Here is a 19808-nt window from a genome sequence, read left to right on the forward strand (position 1 = left end):
GCGAATAGGGAGTAGCGAATAGGGAATATGGGCCGGCGAATTCTTCTTCTGACTACTCGCTGCTCGCTATTCGCTATTCGCTAAATTGATCATGGCTGAAGCTTTCAAGTTCGAACTGGTCTCGCCGGAGCGCCTGCTTGTTTCCGAGCAGGTTGAATCCGTCGTCATTCCGGGAGCCGAAGGCGAGATGACCGTGATGGCGCATCACGCGCCGGTCATGACGACGATCAAGCCGGGTGTCGTCACCGTAAAGACCGCAGCGGGCGGCGAAGAACGCTATGTGGTGTTCGGCGGCTTCGCCGACATCGTTCCGGCCGGCTGCACGCTGCTGGCGGAATCGGCTGTCGCGGTGAAGGATGTCGACCGCGCCGATCTCGCGCGCCGCATCCAGGAAGCCAAAGAAGACGCCACTGATGCCAAGGACGACGAGGCTCGCAGCAAGGCGGAACAGTTCCTTAGCCAGCTCACCACGCTGGAAGGCGCCATCCTGCCGGCTTGAAATTCGGTTCGATGAAAGAGTAAAAAGCGGGGCCTTGCCTCGCTTTTTTGTTCAAATGCCCAAGGCTGCGAAAGCCAATGTCGGGCCGTCTCGTCGCAGGTGGACGAGATGCACGGCCACGAGCTCGATCAAGGTCTGGCGCTCGGCATGGTCCCTGGCGAAGCCGGCGAGGTCGAACACCGCGGTCACGGTTTCGTTCGCCGGCAGTTGCTCGCCCAAAAGTGCCGTCAACGCCGCGTCGAGTGGGTCGGTGAAATGGCCCTCCGGCAAGGTTTTTCCTCGTGCGGCGCAAGCAGCGATCCAGGCAGCCACCACCAACGTGAGATGGACCAGCTCGGTACCGGCTTCTAGACATTCGATGGCGGAAGCGACGATGCGCTGCGGCAATTTCTGGCTGCCGTCATTGGCGATCTGAGCCGTACGGTGGGCAAGTGCAGTGTTGGAAAAACGCTCAGCGAGCTCCGCGGTATAAGCGCTCGTGTCGAGCCCGGCATCCTCGGGCAGGGTCGGGATGGCTTCCGCCCACAATGCATCGACGAATTGCCGGATCGCCGGGTCGGCGAAGGCGCGGTCGACGGTGGCATGACCGCTGAGCAGGCCAAGATAGGCGATGGCCGAATGCGAGCCGTTGAGCAGCCTGAGCTTCATGTCCTCGAACGGGCCGACGTCGCGAACCATGGTGACGCCGAACTGTTCCCAGTCCGGGCGGCCCGCTGGGAAATTGTCTTCGACCACCCATTGGCAGAACGGCTCGGTCATGACAGGCCAAGCGTCCTCGGCACCGAGTTCTTCAGCGATCCGCGCCCGATCGGCATCGGTGGTTGCCGGCACGATGCGGTCGACCATGCTTGAAGGAAAGGCGACCTGATGGGCGACGTGATCGGCAATTCCGACATCACTCGATTGGGCGAGCCCGGCATCTCGCAACTGGGCGAATTCAACCAACAGCCGATGCAGCGTGGCGCCGTTGGCCGGCAGATTGTCGCAACAGAGCACGGTAAAGGGCGGCGTGCCGGCGGCGCGTCGCCGGGCAAGCGCCTCGGTCAGGAAACCATGCGCTGTCTTCGGCATCTGCGGATTGGCCAGATCATGGGCGATATCGGGATGAGCAGCGTCCAATCCGCCGCCAGCCGCCCTCAGATAGGCCTTTTCGGTGATCGTAAGTGTGACGATGCGGGTGCGCGGATCGGTCAGCGCGGCCAGCACCGCGCCCGGATCCTCCGGCGCCACCAGCATCGCGGTAATCGAGCCGATGACCTGAAGTTTTTCGGTTCCACTGCTTCTGATCGCCAGCGTGTAGAGCCCATCCTGCGGCGTGAGTGCGTCGCGCGTGTCGGCGCTGCGCAGCGAAACGCCTGTTATGCTCCAATCCGTCTCGCCGGCCGCCAGGCAATCGTCGACATAGGCGGCCTGGTGGGCGCGATGGAAGGCGCCGACGCCAAGATGCACGATGCCCGGGACGATGCGGCTGCGGTCATACGAAGGCGTCGCGATCGAAGCCGGCAGTGCGCGCACCGTCTTCGTGGAAAGGCGTTCGGTCGTCGTAGTGCGACTGGTCTGGTCGGATGACATGAGTGGCCTCGGCAGGGATCGGCAAAGCGGCGTAACATTCGATTTCCCGCCACACAATGGGCCGAAAAGTCATCATACAACAATCTGGTTTTTGTATGTTGACATTATTTCTTGTCGCCCCTACCGATAGCGGCCCTGGGAGGATTGCCGTGCCACTGACCGATGCGGATCTGCTGTTTCCCGCCGATGCACATTCGCGCTCGGTTGCCCGCGATCTCTATGCCGGGATCAAGGACCTGCCCCTGGTCAGCCCGCATGGCCACACCGATCCGCGTTGGTATGCGCTGAACGAGCCTTTTCCGGATCCGGCGCAACTGCTCATCGTTCCGGATCACTACATCTTCCGCATGCTGTTCAGCCAAGGCATCCGCCTTGAGGATCTCGGCGTGGCGACGCTGGACGGCGCGCCTGTCGAGACAGACGGCCGGACGATCTGGCGTCGTTTTGCCGAGCACTATTATCTGTTTCGGGGCACACCGACCCGGCTGTGGTTCGATCATGTGCTTGCCGATCTGTTCGGCATCGACGAACCGCTGAACGCGGCGACCGCCGACCGCCACTACGACACCATCGCAACGCTGCTGCAGTGGGAGAATTTCCGGCCCCGTGCGCTGTTCGAGCGCTTCAACATCGAGGTCATCGCGACCACGGAAGGTGCGCTCGACGATCTCAAATGGCACCAGATGATCCGCGACAGCGGCTGGCAGGGCCGTGTGGTCACCGCTTATCGGCCCGATGCTGTCGTCGATCCCGATTTCGAAGGGTTTTCGACCAATCTCGACCGGCTCGGCGAAATTACCGCCTGCGACACCGGCAGCTGGGCCGGCTATCTCGATGCGCATCGGCAGCGGCGCGCCTTCTTCAAAAGTTTCGGCGCGACCTCGTCCGACCACGGCCACCCGACGGCCGAGACCGCCAATCTTTCGGATGCGGCGGCGCAAGAGCTGTTCAATCGCGTTCGCCGTGGTTCCGACGACGAGCGTGAGCGAAAACTGTTCCGCGCCCAGATGCTGACCGAGATGGCCAAGATGAGCCTCGACGACGGGCTGGTTCTGCAGATCCATCCCGGCTCCTGGCGCAATCATTCGTCGGCTGTTTTCCAAAAATTCGGCCGCGACAAGGGTTTCGATATCCCGACCCGGACCGACTATGTCACGGCGCTGAAGCCACTGCTCGACTGCGTCGGACTTGAGCGCGACCTCACAATCGTTCTCTTCACGCTCGACGAAACAAGCTATGCGCGCGAACTGGCGCCACTCGCCGGTGTCTACCCGGCGCTGAAGCTCGGGCCGGCCTGGTGGTTCCACGACAGCCCGGAAGGCATGCGGCGCTTCCGCGAGATGACCACCGAGACCGCCGGCTTCTACAACACCGTCGGCTTCAACGATGACACCCGTGCCTTTCCCTCGATCCCGGCGCGCCACGATGTGGCGCGGCGGGTCGACTGCGCGTTCCTGGCGCGTCTCGTCGCCGAGCATCGGCTGCGCGAGGACGAGGCGCATGAGCTGGCGCGGGAGCTTGCCTATACACTTGCGAAAAAGGCCTACCGGCTCTGAGCCGGGCGTTTTGGTTTCATAGGGAGGAAGTCATGTTGCATCTTTCGAAGTTGACGGCAGTAACATTCGTTTTCGGCTCGTTGCTGGTCGGCATCGCCAACGCCGAAACCGTGCTGCGGTCGTCCGATACCCATCCCGACGGCTATCCAACCGTCGAAGCGGTCAAATATATGGGCGAGCTGATCAAGCAGCGCACCAATGGCCGCTATTCGGTCGAGGTCTATCATTCGGCGCAGCTCGGCGAGGAGAAGGACACGATCGAGCAGACGCAGACCGGCGTCATCGATCTCAACCGCGTCTCGATGGGGCCGTTCAACGGCATCGTTCCACAGACCGCGGTGCCGTCGCTGCCCTACATGTTCCGCTCGGTCGAGCATATGCGCCATGTCATGGACGGGCCGATCGGGGACGAGATCCTGAAAGCTTTTGAGACTCACGACCTTGTCGGTCTCGCCTTCTACGATTCCGGGGCACGCTCCTTCTACAACACCAAGAAGGACATCACCTCGATGGCCGACATGAAGGGCATGAAGTTCCGCGTCATCCAGTCCGACGTGTTCGTCGACATGGTCAATGCGTTGGGCGCCAACGCCACGCCGATGGCCTATGGCGAGGTCTATTCGGCTTTGCAGACAGGCGTCATCGACGGCGCCGAGAACAACTGGCCGAGCTTCGAGTCCGCCAAGCATTTCGAGGTCGCCAAGCATTACACGCTCGACCAGCACCAGATCGTGCCCGAGGTTCTGGTGATGTCGAAGGCGAGCTGGGACAAGCTCGCCCCGGAAGACCAGGCGATCGTGCGGCAGGCGGCCAAGGACAGCGTCGTCAAGATGCGTGAATTGTGGGACGCGCAGGAGAAGAAGTCGCGCGACATCGTCGAGAAAGCCGGCGTCAAGGTCAGTGAGATCGACAAGCAGCCGCTGATCGATGCGATGAAGCCGGTCTACGAGAAATATCTCTCGACCCCCGAGTTGAAAGATCTCGCCGCGCGCATCCAGGCGACCAAATAATCCGTTCGCGGCAATGGTGGCGCGAGCTTGCGCGCCACCGTCCAGTGGGAAGCGCGCATATGAAACCATTCTGGCTGGCAATAGAACGGCTGCTGTCACGGCTGGCGAGGCTTGCGCTGTGGGTCAGCGGCATCGGCCTGACGCTGATGACGGTGATCATCTTCTGGCAGGTGTTCTCACGCTATGTGCTCAACAGTTCGCCAAGCTGGACGGAACCCTTCTCGGTGATTTTGATGGGGTGGTTCATCTTTTTGGGCGCGGCCGTCGGTGTCCGCGAACGCACGCATCTGGGCTTCGATGTGCTGCTCTATTTCCTGCCGCCCGCCGCAAAGGCGGTACTGCGCAGCATTTCGGATGTCGTCGTGCTCGCCTTCGGTCTCGGCATGATCGTCTACGGCGCCCAGCTCACCCGGCTGACATGGAACACGGTGATGCCGTCTCTCGCTTTCCCGGGCGGCGTCAGTTTCCTGCCGGTCATCCTGGGCGGCGCGCTTGTCTGCCTGTTTTCGCTCGAGCGGCTTGCCGGGCGGTTTGCCGGACTGCCGGTCGATGCCGATCAATACGCCACGGGCGAGGAGGGTCTCTAGATGGCATTGACGGTTCTGTTCGGCACCTTCGTCTTTCTTCTGATCATCGGCACACCGATCGCCTTCTGCCTCGGTGTCGCCAGCTTCGCCACGGTTCTGGTGCTGGGGCTGCCGCCGCTGGTGGTGTTCCAGCGCCTCAACTCCGGTGTCAGCGTGTTTTCGCTGATGGCCATCCCGTTCTTCATCTTCGCCGGTGACCTGATGGTGCGCGGCGGCATTGCCGCCCGCCTTGTTGCGCTGGCCGGGGCGTTGGTCGGCCACCTGCGAGGCGGGCTCGGCCAGGTCAACATCGCCGCCTCGACCATGTTCGGCGGCATTTCCGGCTCGGCGGTGGCCGATGCCTCGGCGGTCGGCGGGCTGATGATCCCGCAGATGAAGGCGCGCGGCTACGGCGTCGATTATGCTGTCAACATCACTTCGGTCGGCGCCATCATTGCGCTGCTGATACCGCCTTCGCACAACATGATCATTTATTCGATTTCGGCCGGCGGCCGGATCTCGATCGCCGATCTGTTCACCGCCGGCATCATACCGGGCCTGCTGCTGGCGCTATCTCTGATGGTCACGGCCTATTGGGTCGCCAGCCGCCGCGCCTATCCGACCGAGCCGTTCGCCGGCTTCGGCAGGGCGCTGCAATTGCTCGTTGCCGCAATTCCCGGGCTGATCCTGATCGGCATCATCTTCGGCGGCGTTCGCTCCGGCGTCTTCACCGCCACCGAAAGCTCCTGCATCGCCATCGTCTATGCTTTCCTGGTGACCCTGCTGATCTATCGCTCAATGAGCTGGAACGACTTCGTCACCGCGACCACCGCTGCCGTGCGCACAACCGCAATGGTGCTGATGATCATCGGCTGCGCCGCCGCCTTTGGCTGGCTGCTGGCCTATCTCCGGGTGCCGGCCGCTCTGGTCGCCTTCCTGCAGTCGGTATCCGACAACAAGCTGGTCATCCTGCTGTTGATCAACGTCGTGCTTCTCATCCTCGGCACGTTCATGGACATGTCGCCGCTGATCATCATCACCACGCCGATCTTCCTGCCGGTGGTCATGGCCTACGGCGTCGATCCGGTGCATTTCGGCGTGATCCTCATTCTCAATCTCGGCATCGGCTTGTGCACACCGCCGGTAGGGGCCGTGCTGTTCGTCAGCTGTGCGATCGGCCGGATCCCGATCTGGACGGCGATGCGTTCGATCTGGCCATTCTATGGGGCGGCTTTCGCTGTGTTGATGCTTGTCACCTACGTGCCGGAAATTTCGTTGTGGTTGCCGCACCTGTTCCACTAGAGCAGTTCACGGGAACGGCGAACTGCTCTAACCCTTTGTTTTGACGCAATTCCGGACGGAAACCGTTTCACATTTTTCCTGGAATTGCTTTAGGAGACCATCACGTGTCCGCTGCATCCGCCGATCTCAGGGTCGAGAGAAAACCCAAGCTGTCGGAGACCGTCGTTGCGGCGATCCGCAAGCAGCTGCAGGCGGGCGAAATCCTGCCTGGCCACAAATTGCCGACCGAGGGCCAGCTGACCGAGACCTTCGGCGTCAGCCGCACCGTCATCCGCGAGGCGCTGGCCAAGCTTGCCGCCGACGGCCTGGTCGAGCCGCGTCAAGGCGCCGGCGTCTTCGTCACCGAGCATATCTCGACGATGTTCGGAGCGCTTGCCGCCGACATGGGAGCCAAGGATTCGATCGCGCTCAACGTGCTCGAGGTACGCCTGGCAATCGAGATCGAGTCGGCCGGGATCGCCGCTATTCGCCGCAACGCCGCGCAGGAGGCGGCGATCCAGGAAGCCTTCTTCGAATTCGAGCGGCTGCTGCTTGCCAGCGAGCCGACCGGCCCGGCCGACCTCGCCTTCCACCGCGCCATCGCCAGCGCGACCAACAACCCGTTCTATGTCGAGATGCTCGACGTGCTCGGCCGGCGCGCCATTCCGTGCGACGTGACCTCGCCCTGGTCGACCGAACTGGCGCAATCCGACAGCTACCAGCGCGGGCTGCAGCGCGAACATCTGGTGATCCTCAATGCGATCACATCGGGCGATGCCGAAGCGGCGCGCGAGGCAATGCGCGCGCACCTCACAGCCAGCCAGCAGCGCTACCGCGAACGCCTGCATGCGCGGCAGGCTTTCTATGCCAGTTCGGTCAGGGCCGCCGCCGGCGAATGACCCATTTCAAGTCAGGACGAAAATGAGCCAGAGCCATACCGATTACACATCCCGCTTTGCCATAGACCCGGTTGCCGCCGCGGCGATGGGAAGCGATGAACTCCGTCACAATTTCCACATTGACGGCCTGTTCCAGTCCGGCCGCATCAGCCTGACCTACACCCACTACGACCGCATGATCGTCGGCGGCGCCGTGCCGATAGGCTCGCCGCTCCAACTGGAGGCGATCAAGCCGACCGGCACCAAAGGTTTCCTCGACCGGCGCGAGTTGATCGCCGTCAACATCGGTGGCGTGGGCGTCATCACGGCCGGCGGCCAGTCCTTCGAATTGCAGGCGCGCGACATGCTCTATCTCGGCATGGGCACACAGGATGTGTCCTTCGCCTCAGCGGATGAGGGGGCGCCGGCGAAGTTCTATCTGCTCAGTGCGCCGGCGCATCTGGCTCATCCCAGCCGGCTGATCCGCATCGGCGATGCAAAGCGCCTCGATCTTGGCAGCAAGGATGCCTGCAACGAGCGTTCGATCTTCCAGTTCATCCATGCCGATGGCGCAAAGACCTGCCAGCTGGTGGTCGGCATGACCCAGCTGGCGCCGGGCTCTATCTGGAACACCATGCCTTGCCATGTGCATGACCGGCGCATGGAGGCCTATCTCTATTTCGACCTGGCCGAGACGGCGCGCGTCTTCCACTTCATGGGCGAGCCGGACGAAACGCGCCATATCGTCATGGCCAACGAAGAGGCCGTGCTGTCGCCGGGTTGGTCGATCCACTCCGGCGCCGGCACTTCCAATTATGCGTTCATCTGGGCGATGGCCGGCGACAATGTCGACTACACCGATGTCGACCCGGTGGCGTTGGGCGATCTGCGGTGAGCGACCCCTTCAGCCTTGCCGGAAAACGTATCCTGGTCACCGGCGCCAACACCGGCATCGGCCAGGGCATCGCCGTATCGATCGCACGCGCCGGCGGCACGGTGATCGGCGTCGGTCGCTCGTCGATGGACGATACGGCCAGAAAGATCGCAACGATGGGCGGGCAATTCGAGGCGGTGAGCGCCGATCTTGCCGACACGTCAGCCGCCGGCCCCTTGCTCGACCGCGTCTGGGACGAAAGCGGCCCGCTCGACGGGCTGGTCAACAATGCCGGCATCATCCGGCGCGCCGATGCCGTCGATCTCAGCGAGGCCGATTGGGACGACGTCATGGACGTCAATCTGAAGACGGTTTTTTTGCTCTGCCAAAGCTTTGCCAGGCGTGCCTTGGCCGCTGAGCGGAAAGGCAAGATCGTCAACATTGCCTCCGTGCTGAGCTTTCAGGGCGGCATTCGCGTGGCGTCCTACACCGCCTCGAAGCATGGCGTGCTCGGCATCACCCGGCTGCTTGCCTGCGAATGGGCGCAAAAAGGCATCAACGTCAACGCTATCGCGCCAGGCTATATCGAAACCAACAACACGCAGGCGCTGCGCGCCGATCCCGACCGCAGCGCCGCTATCCTGGCGCGCATCCCGGCCGGTCGCTGGGGCGAGGCGGGCGACATTGGCGATGCCGCCGTCTTCCTGCTGGCGCCGGCGTCGAACTACATGCATGGCGCGGTGGTGCCGGTGGATGGTGGCTGGCTGGCACGCTAGGTTTTGACGCAATTCCGAACGGAAACCGTTTCACACTTTTCCTGGAATTGCTCTGAGGAGACGACGATGACCGCAAAGATCTTCGCGCATGCCGGCGAGGGCGCCTGGACGGCGACACCGGACGGCAACAGGCGCCGCATTCTCCTGCACACTGACGAGTTGATGCTGGTCGAATTCGGCTTCGACAAGGGTGGCGTCGGCGCCCTGCATTCGCACCCGCACGTCCAGGCAAGTTACGTCGCCGAGGGCCGCTTCGAGGTGACCATCGACGGCCGGAGCGAGATCGTTGGGACGGGCGGGAGTTTCATCGTGCCGTCGGGCCTGGTGCACGGGGTCAAGGCGCTCGAAGCGGGGCGGCTGGTCGACAGCTTTGCGCCGCACCGGGCCGATTTCCTCGGCTAGAGCATTTCACCGTTTCACGGAAACGGCGAGCTGCTCTAACTCTTTGTTTTGACGCAATTCTAGACGGAAAACCGCTTCACACTTTTCCTGGAATTGCTCTAACGAGGGGTAAGAGATCGAGCGGGAATGACCCGCACCCCAGAAAGAGGCGCGGGTCTGTTGCCTGGGCGCTTGTGGCGCCGCGGTACTCAAGACATCACCGCAGGATGAGGACCCTGCCGCACCGTGGTGAAGATAGTCTTAATGCACCGGGGCTGCGTAGCTCGGTCGGTCAGGTGATGTGCCGCAGGAGGCTGAAAAGCCGTTCGAACGTCTTGCCGTAGGGCGGGCGCAGCAGGCTTCCCGCGCTCAGCCGCGACTGCATGAAAACCGGTTTCTCCTTGCTGAAGGTGCGAAATCCCCATTCGCCGTGATAGGCGCCCATGCCGCTGGCGCCGACGCCGCCGAAGGGCTGGTTTTCCTGTACCAGATGCAGCATGCAGTCGTTGACGGTGACGCCGCCGGCAATTGTCTCGTGCAGGATGCGTTGACGGTTGCCGCTGTCGCGGCCGAACCAGTAGAGTGCCAGCGGGCGGTCGGCCCCGTTCACATGGGCGATCGCCTCGTCGATCCCGGTGTATTCTACGATGGGCAGCACCGGCCCAAAGATCTCTTCGCGCATCAGCCGCAGGTTGGAGCCGGCATTGCGGACCAGGGTCGGCGGTAGTTTCCGGCTGGTGGCGCCGAGTTCCTCGTGGGCCGGGTTGATTTCGGTGATATCGGCGCCGGCGTCACGCGCTTCAGTGACCATGTCGCGCAGGCGCTGGTGGTGCCGATCGCTGATGATGGCGGTATAGTCGGGGTTGTCGCGCAGGGTCGGGTAGAGCTTAGCGATCGCCGTTGCGAGCCTGGCAGCGACCGTGCCTGCTTGCCCCTTCGGCACCAGAAGGTAATCCGGCGCGATACAGGTCTGCCCGGCATTCAACAGCTTACCGTAGGCAATGCTCGATACTGCCGCGTCGAGGTCGCATGACGGATCGAAGATTGCCGGCGACTTGCCGCCCAGTTCGAGCGTGACCGGGGTCAGATTGGCGGCCGCGGCGATCGCGACCTGGCGTCCGACCGCGGTCGAGCCGGTGAACAGCAAATGATCGAAAGGCATCGACACGAAGGCCTTTCCCATCTCCGCATCGCCGCTGATGACGCCGAGCTCATCGGCTGCGAAATGCTCGGCAACGAGTTTGGCCAGCAGCGCCGAAAAAGCCGGCGTCAATTCGGAAGGTTTGATGAGCACGCGATTGCCGGCTGCGAGTGCCGCGATGACCGGCGCGACGGCGAGCTGGAAAGGATAATTCCAGGGCGACACGATGCCGATGACACCGAGCGGCTGCGGGATGAGGCGATTTCTGCCGGGCAGGAACGGCATGGTGGTGGCAACGCGGCGTTCGCGCATCCAGCCCCTGAGGTGCGACAGCGCGTGGCGGACGCCGGCACGTACGACGAACAGTTCCGCAAGACGCGTCTCATGCGCGGAACGGCCGCCAAAGTCGGTGTCGATGGCGGTGCAGATGTCGGCTTCATGCCGCTCGGTCAGCGCGAGCAGGCGTTTGAGGCGATCCTTGCGAACGTCAAAGTTGGGAAAGGCTGCGCCTCGAAGGCGGCGCGCTGCAGGTGGAACCGCTCGCCGAGAACATTCTGTCTGGTCTGCAGCATCACGCCCTCCCTGGCTTGCCGGACGGAGCTTACATCGTGGTGCGTGGCGGAATCCAGCGGGGGTGCAGGTGTCCTAGGGGAAGCCGCTTTCGGATGTGCACGGCATCCGGCTGGCAGGCGCCGATGGCCGCATCAACGACAGGTTCCTGCAAAGGGGGCGTTGTGGTTGGATGACGGCTGCGCTACTCCAAAGCGTCACGCCAGAGAGTCGTCTTGACCGGTTTCCACATCCTCTCCAGTCTACGAAATTCCAGCCCGGTGTCCGCCTGATGCTGATATCGGTGACAAGCATCTTGGCCATGGACCCCAAGCGGCGCGTTCCGCACCGCGCGGCCCAGCGGAATTGCGGATGAAGGGCGCTCACAGGCTTGAGGCTGCGTTTGGAGCGGCTGCGCGAAGGGTTGTGCGGGAGTTTCTGCGGTTCGTGCCGCTGTCTCTGAGACAGCGCATGCAAAGACGCAGATATGCACGCGCGACGCCCGCCAACAGAATTTTCATTTCGGGCTGCGCACGCAGCGGGACGACGCTGACACAGCGGCTGATGAGGTGTTTCGAGGACATTTTCGTCCATCCGCCCGAAGCGCGATACGCAATGCTGGACATGCTGGACCGGCCGGAATCGAACCTCGTCGTCAAGCGCGATGCGCGCGGTTTTGCGCATCTGGCGAAGCTACCGACCTCCATCGGCTTGATCTATTGCGTGCGCCATCCATTCGACACGCTGACAAGTTCGCATCCGCAAACACGCAACCAGCGTCGGTTCCACGTCACGCCGCAACGCTGGCTGACCGAATACGACGCGCTGATCCGGCTGAAGAAGGCACAACCGCACCGGCAGATCCTTTTCGTCCGCTACGAAGACATGATCGGCGCGCCCGATGCGCAGCAGGACAGAATCGCGCAGTCATTCGGACTGACACCGCGCATTCGTTTCAGCGAGGACCCGGACAATCCGATCCGGGTGGCTTCGTTGAGAAAATGGGAACGGAATGAAGAATTCAGGACCTATCTCGGCGGCCTGCCCCCGGCATTTCTCGCCCGCGTCCAACGTTTCTGCGCCGAGTTCGGCTATGACATGCCAATAAGCACGCCGACCGTGGACGCGCGGTGATGCAGGCACCGGCGGCCCTCGCGACAGAAGAGCTGGATCCCAAGCGGCGCGTGCTCAAGGACGTGTTCGGCTTCGATGATTTTCGCCCCGGGCAGGCCGATGTCATGGACGCGTTGCTGGCCGGGCGTCATGTGCTGGCTGTGATGCCGACTGGTGCCGGCAAATCGCTCTGCTACCAGGTGCCGGCGCTTGTCCTGGGCGGGCTCACCATTGTCGTTTCGCCGCTGGTGGCGCTGATGCAGGATCAGGTCGCCGCCTTGCGGCTTGCCGGCGTGGCCGCCGATACGATCAATTCCTCGATCGACCGCGATGCCAATATTGCCGCATGGCGTCGCGTCGCCTCGGGCCAGACGCGCCTGCTCTATCTCGCGCCGGAGCGGTTGATGACCGAACGGATGCTCGAGGCGCTGGCCAGGCTCGATATCAGCCTGATCGCCGTCGACGAGGCGCATTGTATCTCGCAATGGGGGCCGGCGTTCCGGCGCGAATACGAGGACCTGTCGCGTCTGCGCGGCATCTTTCCCAGTGTGCCGATCATCGCGCTGACGGCAACGGCGGACGAAGGCACGCGCACCGACATCGAATCCCGGCTGTTTGCCGAGCGCGTCGAGACCCTGGTGCTGGGCTTCGACCGGCCGAACATCAAGCTTGCCATCGAGGCCAAGCAGGACAGCAAGCGCCAATTGCTGCGCTTCGTCGAGCGCCATCCCGGCCGCAGCGGCATCGTCTATTGCCTGTCGCGCAAGAAGACGGAGGAGATGGCGGCCTTCCTCGAGAAGAACGGCGTCACCGCGCTCGCCTATCATGCCGGCATGAGCAAGGAGGCGCGTGACGCCAACCAGAACAGCTTCATGACCTTGTCCGGCGTCGTCATGGTGGCGACCATCGCCTTCGGCATGGGCATCGACAAGCCTGACGTCGCCTATGTCTTCCACACCGACATGCCGGGCAGCCTGGAGGCCTACTACCAGGAGATAGGCCGCGCCGGCCGCGATGGGCGGGACGCCGAGGCGCATATGCTGTTCGGCCTGGGCGATATCCGCATGCGCAGGATGTTCATCGACGACGAGGATGCGCCGCCCGAGCACAAGAGGCGCTCGCATGGCCGGCTCGACACGCTGATCGGCTATTGCGAGACGGCGCAGTGCCGCCGCCAGGTGCTGCTCGGCTATTTCGGCGAGGAAGCGCAGCCTTGCGGCAATTGCGACACCTGCCTCGACCAGGCACCGCGCGCCGATGGCGGGGCCGAGGGTCGGATCATCCTGACGGCGATCGCCCAGAGCGGTGAGCGTTTCGGTGCCGGCCATATCATCGACATCCTGCTCGGCCATGAAACCGAGAAGGTGCTTGCCAGGAACCACCAGAGGCTCACGAGTTTCGGCAGCGGTCTGGCGCACAAGAAGGATTTCTGGCTGTCGCTGATCCGGCAACTCGTCGCCGGCGGGTTCCTGATGCCGGATCCGGCCGGCCATGGCGGCCTCGCCATCGCCGAAAAGGGTCATGCGCTTGGCCGTGGCGAGGTGCCGTTCCATTATCGTGTCGAGGTACGCAGCCGCGCCTTGCGCGGCAAGATGCGCTCCTGGCAGGATCTCGGGCAGTCGGCTGTGGACACCGGGCTACTGGCCGCGCTCAAATCCTTGCGCCTGCGGCTCGCCAAGGAGCGCCAGGTGCCGGCCTATGTGGTGTTCTCGGATCGCACGCTGATCGACATGGCCGAGCGCCGCCCGCACGACCTCGACGCCTTCGCCGAAGTGAATGGGGTTGGGGCGGCAAAGCTCAAGGAATTCGGCCAGGTTTTTCTGGCCGCAATCGCCGCGCACCAATCCGACGGCCCGGCCTGAGTCAGATCAGCGACTGGTCACGTGCCCTGAAGCAGAAGGATTTTCGAAGAAGGGATTCGTTCCGAGACCTCCTGTGCCGCCGCCGCCCATTCCTCCACCGCCCATGCCCCGCAGGGACCGATCAGTTCAGTGTTCTCTGGCCGGCAGTCGACAAATCAGGCCCAGACCGAGGCGTGCATCGACTTCATGGCCGAGCATCTGCAACCGCAATAGATGCCGCTGTCCGCTTGCAGGCACCTATCCACTGCAAGCGTCGCGGGCGACCCGCCGGGCGTCAGTCGCGCGATATGGACAGTCCCGCGAGAAGCGGAGCGTAGGCGGCGAGCCTGCGGGATACGAACTCAGTGAAGAGCCGCACGCGCTTCGTCTTGCGTGTCTCCCCATGTGTGAGAAGCCAGAGCGTTCCGTACAGGTGCAGGTCGGTGCCCGGCACCCTCACCAGCAGGGGGTCGGCATCTCCGACGAAGCACGGCAGTGTCGTGATCCCGAGACCTTGCCGTACGGCAACGATCTGCGCCTCGGCGTCCGTGATCCTGAATGGAACTCCCGTGGTGCCAACCTCACCCGCGCTCGCCCACTCTGGAATTCCATGAACGCTTATGACGATCCACCGGATGGCATCAGGTGCGCCCGCACGCCACGCGGCCAGGCGGTCGCGGGACATGTAGACGCCGCCAAACACCTCCGCTCCCTTCAGGCCGTGAAGATTGAGCGGCAGGGTTTTGCGGTCGTAGACGACGCGGATCGCCACGTCGGCCTCTCGGTTGGTCAGATTTGCCAGCTCGCCGGACGACAGGATTTCCATCTCGATGTCTGGATGCAGGTGCGCGAAATCGGCGAAGTCCGGCATGAGCAGGTGCGTCGCGAGGGGCGGTGCCAGCGTCACCCGCAGAAGCCCGCGTACGCTCTGGTCGCGCCCGAAGACGCGCGTCTCCAGCTGGTGCGACGACGCTTCCATCTGGTTCGCGAGCTCGAGGACCTCCTCGCCCGCAGCGGTCAGGCGGTAGCCCGAAGGCAGCTTTTCGAACATTTGCGCCCCGAGGCGTTCCTCAAGCTGTGCGATGCGTCGTAGCACGGTCGAGTGATTCACCCCGAGCTGCGCGCCGGCAGCCCGCACCGAGCCTCCGCGTGCGACGGCTAGAAAGTAGCGAACGTCATCCCAGTCGATCATGGTGCAATCCGGCACCGCGCGGTGCGCCTTCCAAAGCCCGTATCTAACACATCCTACAGCAGTAGGGGCGGGATATCGAGGCTTGTGTCGACAAGGGCGACGCTATTCCGAACGGCGGACACGGATCGTCGCGGGCTGGCGTCAATCCTGAAGCGGATCGATTCTGCACCACCGATGTGCGCGCTTCCGCACTCACCGCGCGACCCCGGCGGGCCCATCTAGAGGTTCTCGGGGCGTCCCCGAACGACCAAGGACAGAGCCTGGAAGGATTAAGTCATGGGAAAACTGGACGGTAAGGTTGCGGTTATTACGGGTGGTGCCACCGGCATCGGCCTCGCCGCTGCAAAGCGCTTCATCGAGGAGGGCGCCTTCGTCTTCATCTTCGGCCGCCGGCAGAAAACGCTAGACGCCGCTGTGGCCGAGCTCGGGCCCAATGCCCGCGCGGTGAAGGGCTCGGTCTCGGATGAGGCCGACCTCGATCGGCTCTACGCGGCGGTGAAGGCCGAGCGCGGAAGCCTCGACATCATCTTCGCCAACGCCGGGGTGGGAAGCCTGCTTCCGCTCGGCAAGCTCACTGCCGAGCACATTGACGAAACCTTCAACACCAATGTGAAGGGTACGATCTTCACGGTCCAGAAGGCGCTGCCGCTGATGGGCGAGGGCGGTTCGATTATCCTGACCGGATCGAGCGCCGGCACCACGGGCGCGCCCGCATTCAGCGTCTATAGCGCGAGCAAAGCGGCGGTGCGCAACCTCGCGCGGACCTGGGCGGAAGACTTGAAAGGCACCGGCATCCGGGTAAACGTGCTGTCGCCCGGGCCGACGGCGACCGAACTCGCGAAGGCAGCGATAGGCGAGGAGGGCCTGAAGGTCTTCGCCTCGATGAATCCGCTTCAGCGTATGGCCGATCCAGCGGAGATCGGGGCGGCGGCTGCGTTTCTCGCGTCGCCCGACAGCAGCTTCATGACTGCCAGCGAGGTCGCCGTCGACGGGGGCTTGGCGCAAATCTGACCCGCTACGCCCCGCCGTTCATTCCATTCGATATCCCGAGCCCGCAGGGCCTGGTAAACTGAAGGAGAGTATACATGAGCTACGCAATTATCGGCTTCGGCAAGATCGGCCAGGCTCTTGCCAAGGCATTTGCCCGCAAGGGCCTCGAAGTGTCCGTGGCAACCACGCGCGACCCGGAAAGCTTTGCATCCGACGCGGCCGCGATCGGACCCATGATCATCCCGAAAACACTGGCGGACGCCGTCAAGGCGGACATCATCTTTTTGGCTGTCCGCTTTGAATCGCACCCGGATGTCGCGAAGGCGCTGCCAAGCTGGGAAGGCAAGACGATCATCGACGCGACGAACGTGTTTCCAGTCCCCGAAGAGCTGGACGGTCTGCCGTCCTCCGCCTTCGTCGCGAAGGCGTTCACCGGCGCCAAGCTCGTCAAAGGCTTCAATCACCTGATTGCGGCCACCCTGGCTGCCGATCCGATCGTCGAGGGCGGGCACCGGGTCGTCTTTCTGTCGAGCGACGACGAGGACGCGATCGCTCCCGTGGCGGCCTTGGCCAGACAACTCGGGTTCGCACCGGTCAAGCTGGGGAAGCTCAACGAGGGCGGCACGCTGGTGCACGCACGCGGCCGCACTTGGGGCCAGCTGATCTTCCAGGACCTGTTCAAGAAGGAGCAGTAACGGATTTATCGTGCGCCGACAGAGTGGCAGGCGTTCGATGCCGGCCACATCGTCGGCAAAGGGCCAAGCGCGCGAAGGGACGTGCTTGAAAGCTTACATCTGCCTGGGATCCTTCGGCCGACATGTGCCTGCCACCCAGGAATCGTAGTTGCAATAGCTGATGTCCCAGCCGGCATCGCGCCTTTTGGAAATTGCCTCACGGCCGCCCGCGCGGATGGGTCCGAAGCCACCCCAACTGCCATCCGAGCCTTTGTAATTTCCGATGACGCGATAATTGCAGTTGTTCACGACGACGTTGCCGTCCATCGACACGCATGCCTATGCAACAGTGGCAAGGCTGAAGAAAGCTGCGATGGCGAGAGAGGCTTTGCGCATCGTGGTCTCCTAACTGGGTTCGGCGAACCAACCGTTACGAGATCGTGGGCCGGGCCTCTTCCCCATTTGGGCTAAAGCGGCTGGTAAAGCGGCATGGCTGCGCTTGCGGACAGAAGCGATGTGCGGAGATGCCGGATGGGCCTGCCCATCGCCGAAGCTTTACGGCCTCCGCGAAGGCCAGAGTGTCCCGGCTTGGGCGGCTTTGTCCTATTGGCTGCGCGATATGCGGCAGGCGGCCCAGGAAATGTCCGGTTTTCTCGGGATTGAATGGCGGAGAGGGAGGGATTCGAACCCCCGATGGGCTTGCACCCATGCCGCATTTCGAGTGCGGTGCATTCGACCACTCTGCCACCTCTCCGCGGTCATGGTCGGCCGTTGCCGGCGCGGCGCACTAGATAACGGCTGAACGGGCAGGTTACAAGGCCAATCCGTCAGTTATTTGGCTTGCCGGACAAGCAGCGGATTCGCGACGGTTCAGCTGCGGCGAGGCCTGGGCAGGTCGGAGAGCAGTCACGCGTGCTTGCCTCCACTGCGGCAACGTGGTGCGGTATCTGCCGATACGGCCAGTGCCTGCCCGCCAACAACAGTTCCCGACAACAGCTGTTTGCCTTGACTCGCACTCAACCTTCGGTTAGGGACAGCGCGCAATCGGCGTGGAGGGTTCTTCCGCGCCGCTTGTTTTTTGAACCCGCAGACTGACAAAAAGACGGCTGAACCGCCAGAGGCGGCTCATCAAGGCCGACCGAACAGCGAAAGGCAAAAAATGTTCGCAGTCATTAAAACGGGTGGCAAGCAGTATCGCGTTGCCGCCAACGATCTCCTGAAGATCGAAAAACTCGAAGCCGCTGTCGGCGATATGGTCGAGATCGGCCACGTCCTCGCACATGGCGAAGGCGAGAATGTCACGTTCGGCGCGCCGTTCGTCGACGGCGCGGTGGTCACCGCCGAAGTCGTCGAGCAGGGCAAGAACCGCACCGTCATCGCCTTCAAGAAGCGCCGCCGGCAGAATTCGCGCCGCAAGATCGGCCATCGCCAGCTTTTGACCACCGTGCGGATCTCCGAGATCCTGCTGGGTGGCGCCAAGCCGACGAAGACGGCAGCGGTCAAGGCGCCGAAGAAGGTGAAGGCCGAGGCCGCCACCGAGGTGCAGGCGGAAGCCGCGCCGAAGAAGGAGCCCAAGGCCAAGGCAGCCGAGACAAAGGCAGCCGAGACCGCGGCAGCGCCGCTGTTCAAGGCGCCCAAGGGTGAGCCGGACGATCTGACCGTGATCAAGGGCATCGGCCCGGTCGCGGCCAAGGATCTCAACGAGCAGGGCATCATCACCTTCGCGCAGCTCGCCAAGCTGACCGACAAGGATGTCGCCAAGATCGACGAGCACATGCCCTTCAGCGCCGACCAGATCAAGGACTGGCGCGAGCAGGCCAAGGAATTGGCGGCGAAGTAATTTTCTGGCGACCAGGTCGCCGGATCGGACTTGAAACGGAACGCGAACGCGTTCATAAGGCCTTTTAGGCGCCTTGCGGCGCAACGGAGTTAGTTAGATGGCACACAAGAAAGCTGGCGGCTCGTCGCGCAACGGTCGCGACTCGCATTCCAAGCGTCTGGGCGTGAAGAAGTTCGGCGGCGAAGCCGTCATCCCGGGCAACATCATCATTCGTCAACGCGGCACCACGTGGCATCCCGGCGTCAATGTCGGCATGGGCACGGACCATACGCTTTTTGCGCTCGAGACCGGCGCCGTGACGTTCAACAAAAAAGCCAACGGCCGAACCTACGTATCGGTCAACCCGATTGCCAAAGCCGCGGAGTAGCCGGTTCCGCACTAGAACACCGGCGCCCATCTCGGGAACCGGTGTCTGGCAAAGCCAGGAAAAGGATCAGGGGAGATGGGTTTCCATCTCCCCTTTTTCTTGTGCCTGGAGGACTTTCAAATGGTTGCCGAAGCGGAAGACTCAGAAGACGAAAGTTACGCGATAGACTGCCCGGTGCTGGTCACCGAGCGGCTGGTGATGCGGGCGCCACACGAGGGCGATATCGCGCAACTGGTCGAGCTTGCCGACAACCGCCATGTCGCCGAAATGCTGGCACGCATGCCGCACCCCTATGGCGAGGCCGAGGCGCGCTCTTTCCTTGCCATGACCAAATCGCGCCGGGCCGGCATTGCTTATGCCCTGACGCTGGCCGGCACCGACACGTTCGTCGGTTGCGCCGGCCTCAACACCACCGATCGCGGGCTGGAGCTCGGTTACTGGATCGGCGAGCCGCACTGGAAGAAGGGCTATGCGACGGAAGCAGCGCACGCGCTGGTCGATCTCGCCTTCCAGAGGACGTCGATCCAGGTCCTGCATGCCTCGACGCGGGTCATCAATCCGGCCTCGCGCCGCGTCATCCACAAATGCGGGTTCCAGTATGCCGGCCAGGGCATGCTGAACTCGATCGTCGCCGGCCAGGTTCCCGTCGAGCGCTACCGGCTCGATCGCAAGACCTGGACCAGCCTGCGGAACTGGGTGCATTTCTGA

The 19808-nt window shown here is 63.1% G+C and carries 20 protein-coding genes, 1 tRNA gene and 1 pseudogene; 16 read left to right on the plus strand and 6 right to left on the minus strand.

Annotation, left to right across the window (positions count from 1 at the left end; genetic code table 11):
• Positions 1-91: 91 nt before the first annotated feature.
• Positions 92-499 carry a F0F1 ATP synthase subunit epsilon gene (locus tag AC0L2D_RS21005; protein ID WP_013529039.1) on the plus strand — a complete coding sequence of 136 codons (408 nt, stop codon included), beginning with the start codon at positions 92-94 and terminating at the stop codon, positions 497-499.
• Positions 500-550: 51 nt separating this feature from the next.
• On the opposite strand, the gene AC0L2D_RS21010 is transcribed toward AC0L2D_RS21005, so the two are convergent.
• Positions 551-2071: a mannitol dehydrogenase family protein gene (locus tag AC0L2D_RS21010; RefSeq protein ID WP_473542227.1), complete on the minus strand. Its 1521-nt coding sequence runs from the start codon at positions 2069-2071 to the stop codon at positions 551-553.
• 95 nt (positions 2072-2166) lie between these two features.
• Here AC0L2D_RS21010 and uxaC point away from each other — a divergent pair, with 95 nt between their 5' ends.
• The 8 genes from uxaC (at position 2167) to AC0L2D_RS21050 (ending at position 9414) form a co-directional block, all read left to right on the plus strand.
• The gene (gene uxaC, locus AC0L2D_RS21015; RefSeq protein WP_473542229.1) at positions 2167-3627 is read left to right on the plus strand and encodes a glucuronate isomerase; all 1461 of its coding nucleotides are present in this window, start codon (positions 2167-2169) and stop codon (positions 3625-3627) included.
• Between the two features lie 32 nt (positions 3628-3659).
• Positions 3660-4637, plus strand: a complete 978-nt coding sequence (locus tag AC0L2D_RS21020; protein WP_024504231.1) for a TRAP transporter substrate-binding protein — start codon at positions 3660-3662, stop codon at positions 4635-4637.
• A 59-nt stretch (positions 4638-4696) separates the two neighbouring features.
• Positions 4697-5224, plus strand: a complete 528-nt coding sequence (locus AC0L2D_RS21025) for a TRAP transporter small permease (protein ID WP_013529043.1) — start codon at positions 4697-4699, stop codon at positions 5222-5224.
• A complete protein-coding gene (locus AC0L2D_RS21030; RefSeq protein WP_013529044.1) occupies positions 5225-6505 on the plus strand; it encodes a TRAP transporter large permease in 1281 nt (426 codons plus the stop codon).
• 104 nt (positions 6506-6609) lie between these two features.
• Positions 6610-7383 (plus strand): FadR/GntR family transcriptional regulator, encoded by a 774-nt coding sequence (locus AC0L2D_RS21035; protein WP_063173283.1) that lies wholly within the window; start codon positions 6610-6612, stop codon positions 7381-7383.
• A gap of 22 nt (positions 7384-7405) precedes the next feature.
• Complete coding sequence (kduI, locus tag AC0L2D_RS21040; RefSeq protein ID WP_473542232.1) at positions 7406-8257, plus strand: 5-dehydro-4-deoxy-D-glucuronate isomerase; 852 nt, start codon at positions 7406-7408, stop codon at positions 8255-8257.
• Positions 8254-9012 (plus strand): 2-dehydro-3-deoxy-D-gluconate 5-dehydrogenase KduD, encoded by a 759-nt coding sequence (gene kduD / locus AC0L2D_RS21045; RefSeq protein WP_027163457.1) that lies wholly within the window; start codon positions 8254-8256, stop codon positions 9010-9012. The genes kduI and kduD overlap by 4 nt, the downstream gene beginning before the upstream one ends.
• A 66-nt stretch (positions 9013-9078) precedes the next feature.
• Entirely contained in the window at positions 9079-9414 is a 336-nt protein-coding gene (locus tag AC0L2D_RS21050; RefSeq protein WP_063169447.1) for a cupin domain-containing protein, read from the plus strand.
• Between the two features lie 271 nt (positions 9415-9685).
• Here the strand turns inward: AC0L2D_RS21050 and AC0L2D_RS21055 are convergent.
• A pseudogene (locus AC0L2D_RS21055) lies at positions 9686-11032 on the minus strand (coniferyl aldehyde dehydrogenase); the annotation flags it as partial.
• Positions 10984-11106: a hypothetical protein gene (locus AC0L2D_RS21060; RefSeq protein ID WP_473542235.1), complete on the minus strand. Its 123-nt coding sequence runs from the start codon at positions 11104-11106 to the stop codon at positions 10984-10986. The gene AC0L2D_RS21060 and the pseudogene AC0L2D_RS21055, both read right to left, overlap by 49 nt.
• Before the next feature lie 448 nt (positions 11107-11554).
• Here AC0L2D_RS21060 and AC0L2D_RS21065 point away from each other — a divergent pair, with 448 nt between their 5' ends.
• On the plus strand, positions 11555-12217 hold the full coding sequence (locus AC0L2D_RS21065) for a sulfotransferase family protein (protein ID WP_245267641.1): 663 nt from the start codon (positions 11555-11557) through the stop codon (positions 12215-12217).
• Positions 12217-14058 carry a DNA helicase RecQ gene (recQ, locus tag AC0L2D_RS21070; RefSeq protein WP_473542237.1) on the plus strand — a complete coding sequence of 614 codons (1842 nt, stop codon included), beginning with the start codon at positions 12217-12219 and terminating at the stop codon, positions 14056-14058. The genes AC0L2D_RS21065 and recQ overlap by 1 nt, the downstream gene beginning before the upstream one ends.
• A 274-nt stretch (positions 14059-14332) precedes the next feature.
• On the opposite strand, the gene AC0L2D_RS21075 is transcribed toward recQ, so the two are convergent.
• Positions 14333-15229, minus strand: coding sequence for a LysR family transcriptional regulator (locus AC0L2D_RS21075; RefSeq protein WP_473542239.1), 897 nt, complete (start codon positions 15227-15229; stop codon positions 14333-14335).
• A gap of 276 nt (positions 15230-15505) precedes the next feature.
• Here AC0L2D_RS21075 and AC0L2D_RS21080 point away from each other — a divergent pair, with 276 nt between their 5' ends.
• Together AC0L2D_RS21080 and AC0L2D_RS21085 are read left to right on the plus strand one after the other, a co-directional pair.
• Positions 15506-16240 (plus strand): SDR family NAD(P)-dependent oxidoreductase, encoded by a 735-nt coding sequence (locus AC0L2D_RS21080; protein ID WP_473542241.1) that lies wholly within the window; start codon positions 15506-15508, stop codon positions 16238-16240.
• 74 nt (positions 16241-16314) lie between these two features.
• A complete protein-coding gene (locus AC0L2D_RS21085; protein WP_473542243.1) occupies positions 16315-16914 on the plus strand; it encodes an NADPH-dependent F420 reductase in 600 nt (199 codons plus the stop codon).
• 93 nt (positions 16915-17007) lie between these two features.
• Here AC0L2D_RS21085 and AC0L2D_RS21090 read toward each other — a convergent pair whose 3' ends face one another.
• Entirely contained in the window at positions 17008-17220 is a 213-nt protein-coding gene (locus AC0L2D_RS21090; protein WP_024504245.1) for a hypothetical protein, read from the minus strand.
• Positions 17221-17557: 337 nt separating this feature from the next.
• Positions 17558-17647, minus strand: a tRNA-Ser gene (locus tag AC0L2D_RS21095).
• Between the two features lie 405 nt (positions 17648-18052).
• Here AC0L2D_RS21095 and AC0L2D_RS21100 point away from each other — a divergent pair.
• The 3 genes from AC0L2D_RS21100 (at position 18053) to AC0L2D_RS21110 (ending at position 19808) form a co-directional block, all read left to right on the plus strand.
• Positions 18053-18733: a 50S ribosomal protein L21 gene (locus AC0L2D_RS21100; RefSeq protein WP_013529062.1), complete on the plus strand. Its 681-nt coding sequence runs from the start codon at positions 18053-18055 to the stop codon at positions 18731-18733.
• Between the two features lie 97 nt (positions 18734-18830).
• On the plus strand, positions 18831-19100 hold the full coding sequence (gene rpmA / locus AC0L2D_RS21105; RefSeq protein WP_013529063.1) for a 50S ribosomal protein L27: 270 nt from the start codon (positions 18831-18833) through the stop codon (positions 19098-19100).
• 120 nt (positions 19101-19220) lie between these two features.
• Complete coding sequence (locus tag AC0L2D_RS21110) at positions 19221-19808, plus strand: GNAT family N-acetyltransferase (protein WP_063173273.1); 588 nt, start codon at positions 19221-19223, stop codon at positions 19806-19808.

This window comes from Mesorhizobium sp. WSM4833, assembly GCF_055811095.1.

What these genes read in the sequence shown, in the direction of transcription:
- rpmA (WP_013529063.1), top strand. Translation starts at nt 18,831, where the DNA reads ATGGCACACAAGAAAGCTGGCGGCTCGTCGCGCAACGGTCGCGACTCG.
- AC0L2D_RS21090 (WP_024504245.1), bottom strand. Translation starts at nt 17,220, where the DNA reads ATGGACGGCAACGTCGTCGTGAACAACTGCAATTATCGCGTCATCGGA.
- kduI (WP_473542232.1), top strand. Translation starts at nt 7,406, where the DNA reads ATGAGCCAGAGCCATACCGATTACACATCCCGCTTTGCCATAGACCCG.
- AC0L2D_RS21065 (WP_245267641.1), top strand. Translation starts at nt 11,555, where the DNA reads ATGCAAAGACGCAGATATGCACGCGCGACGCCCGCCAACAGAATTTTC.
- AC0L2D_RS21080 (WP_473542241.1), top strand. Translation starts at nt 15,506, where the DNA reads ATGGGAAAACTGGACGGTAAGGTTGCGGTTATTACGGGTGGTGCCACC.
- AC0L2D_RS21005 (WP_013529039.1), top strand. Translation starts at nt 92, where the DNA reads ATGGCTGAAGCTTTCAAGTTCGAACTGGTCTCGCCGGAGCGCCTGCTT.
- AC0L2D_RS21030 (WP_013529044.1), top strand. Translation starts at nt 5,225, where the DNA reads ATGGCATTGACGGTTCTGTTCGGCACCTTCGTCTTTCTTCTGATCATC.
- uxaC (WP_473542229.1), top strand. Translation starts at nt 2,167, where the DNA reads ATGTTGACATTATTTCTTGTCGCCCCTACCGATAGCGGCCCTGGGAGG.
- AC0L2D_RS21010 (WP_473542227.1), bottom strand. Translation starts at nt 2,071, where the DNA reads ATGTCATCCGACCAGACCAGTCGCACTACGACGACCGAACGCCTTTCC.
- AC0L2D_RS21100 (WP_013529062.1), top strand. Translation starts at nt 18,053, where the DNA reads ATGTTCGCAGTCATTAAAACGGGTGGCAAGCAGTATCGCGTTGCCGCC.
- AC0L2D_RS21085 (WP_473542243.1), top strand. Translation starts at nt 16,315, where the DNA reads ATGAGCTACGCAATTATCGGCTTCGGCAAGATCGGCCAGGCTCTTGCC.
- AC0L2D_RS21060 (WP_473542235.1), bottom strand. Translation starts at nt 11,106, where the DNA reads ATGCTGCAGACCAGACAGAATGTTCTCGGCGAGCGGTTCCACCTGCAG.
- AC0L2D_RS21110 (WP_063173273.1), top strand. Translation starts at nt 19,221, where the DNA reads ATGGTTGCCGAAGCGGAAGACTCAGAAGACGAAAGTTACGCGATAGAC.
- AC0L2D_RS21020 (WP_024504231.1), top strand. Translation starts at nt 3,660, where the DNA reads ATGTTGCATCTTTCGAAGTTGACGGCAGTAACATTCGTTTTCGGCTCG.
- AC0L2D_RS21050 (WP_063169447.1), top strand. Translation starts at nt 9,079, where the DNA reads ATGACCGCAAAGATCTTCGCGCATGCCGGCGAGGGCGCCTGGACGGCG.
- AC0L2D_RS21025 (WP_013529043.1), top strand. Translation starts at nt 4,697, where the DNA reads ATGAAACCATTCTGGCTGGCAATAGAACGGCTGCTGTCACGGCTGGCG.
- recQ (WP_473542237.1), top strand. Translation starts at nt 12,217, where the DNA reads ATGCAGGCACCGGCGGCCCTCGCGACAGAAGAGCTGGATCCCAAGCGG.
- AC0L2D_RS21075 (WP_473542239.1), bottom strand. Translation starts at nt 15,229, where the DNA reads ATGATCGACTGGGATGACGTTCGCTACTTTCTAGCCGTCGCACGCGGA.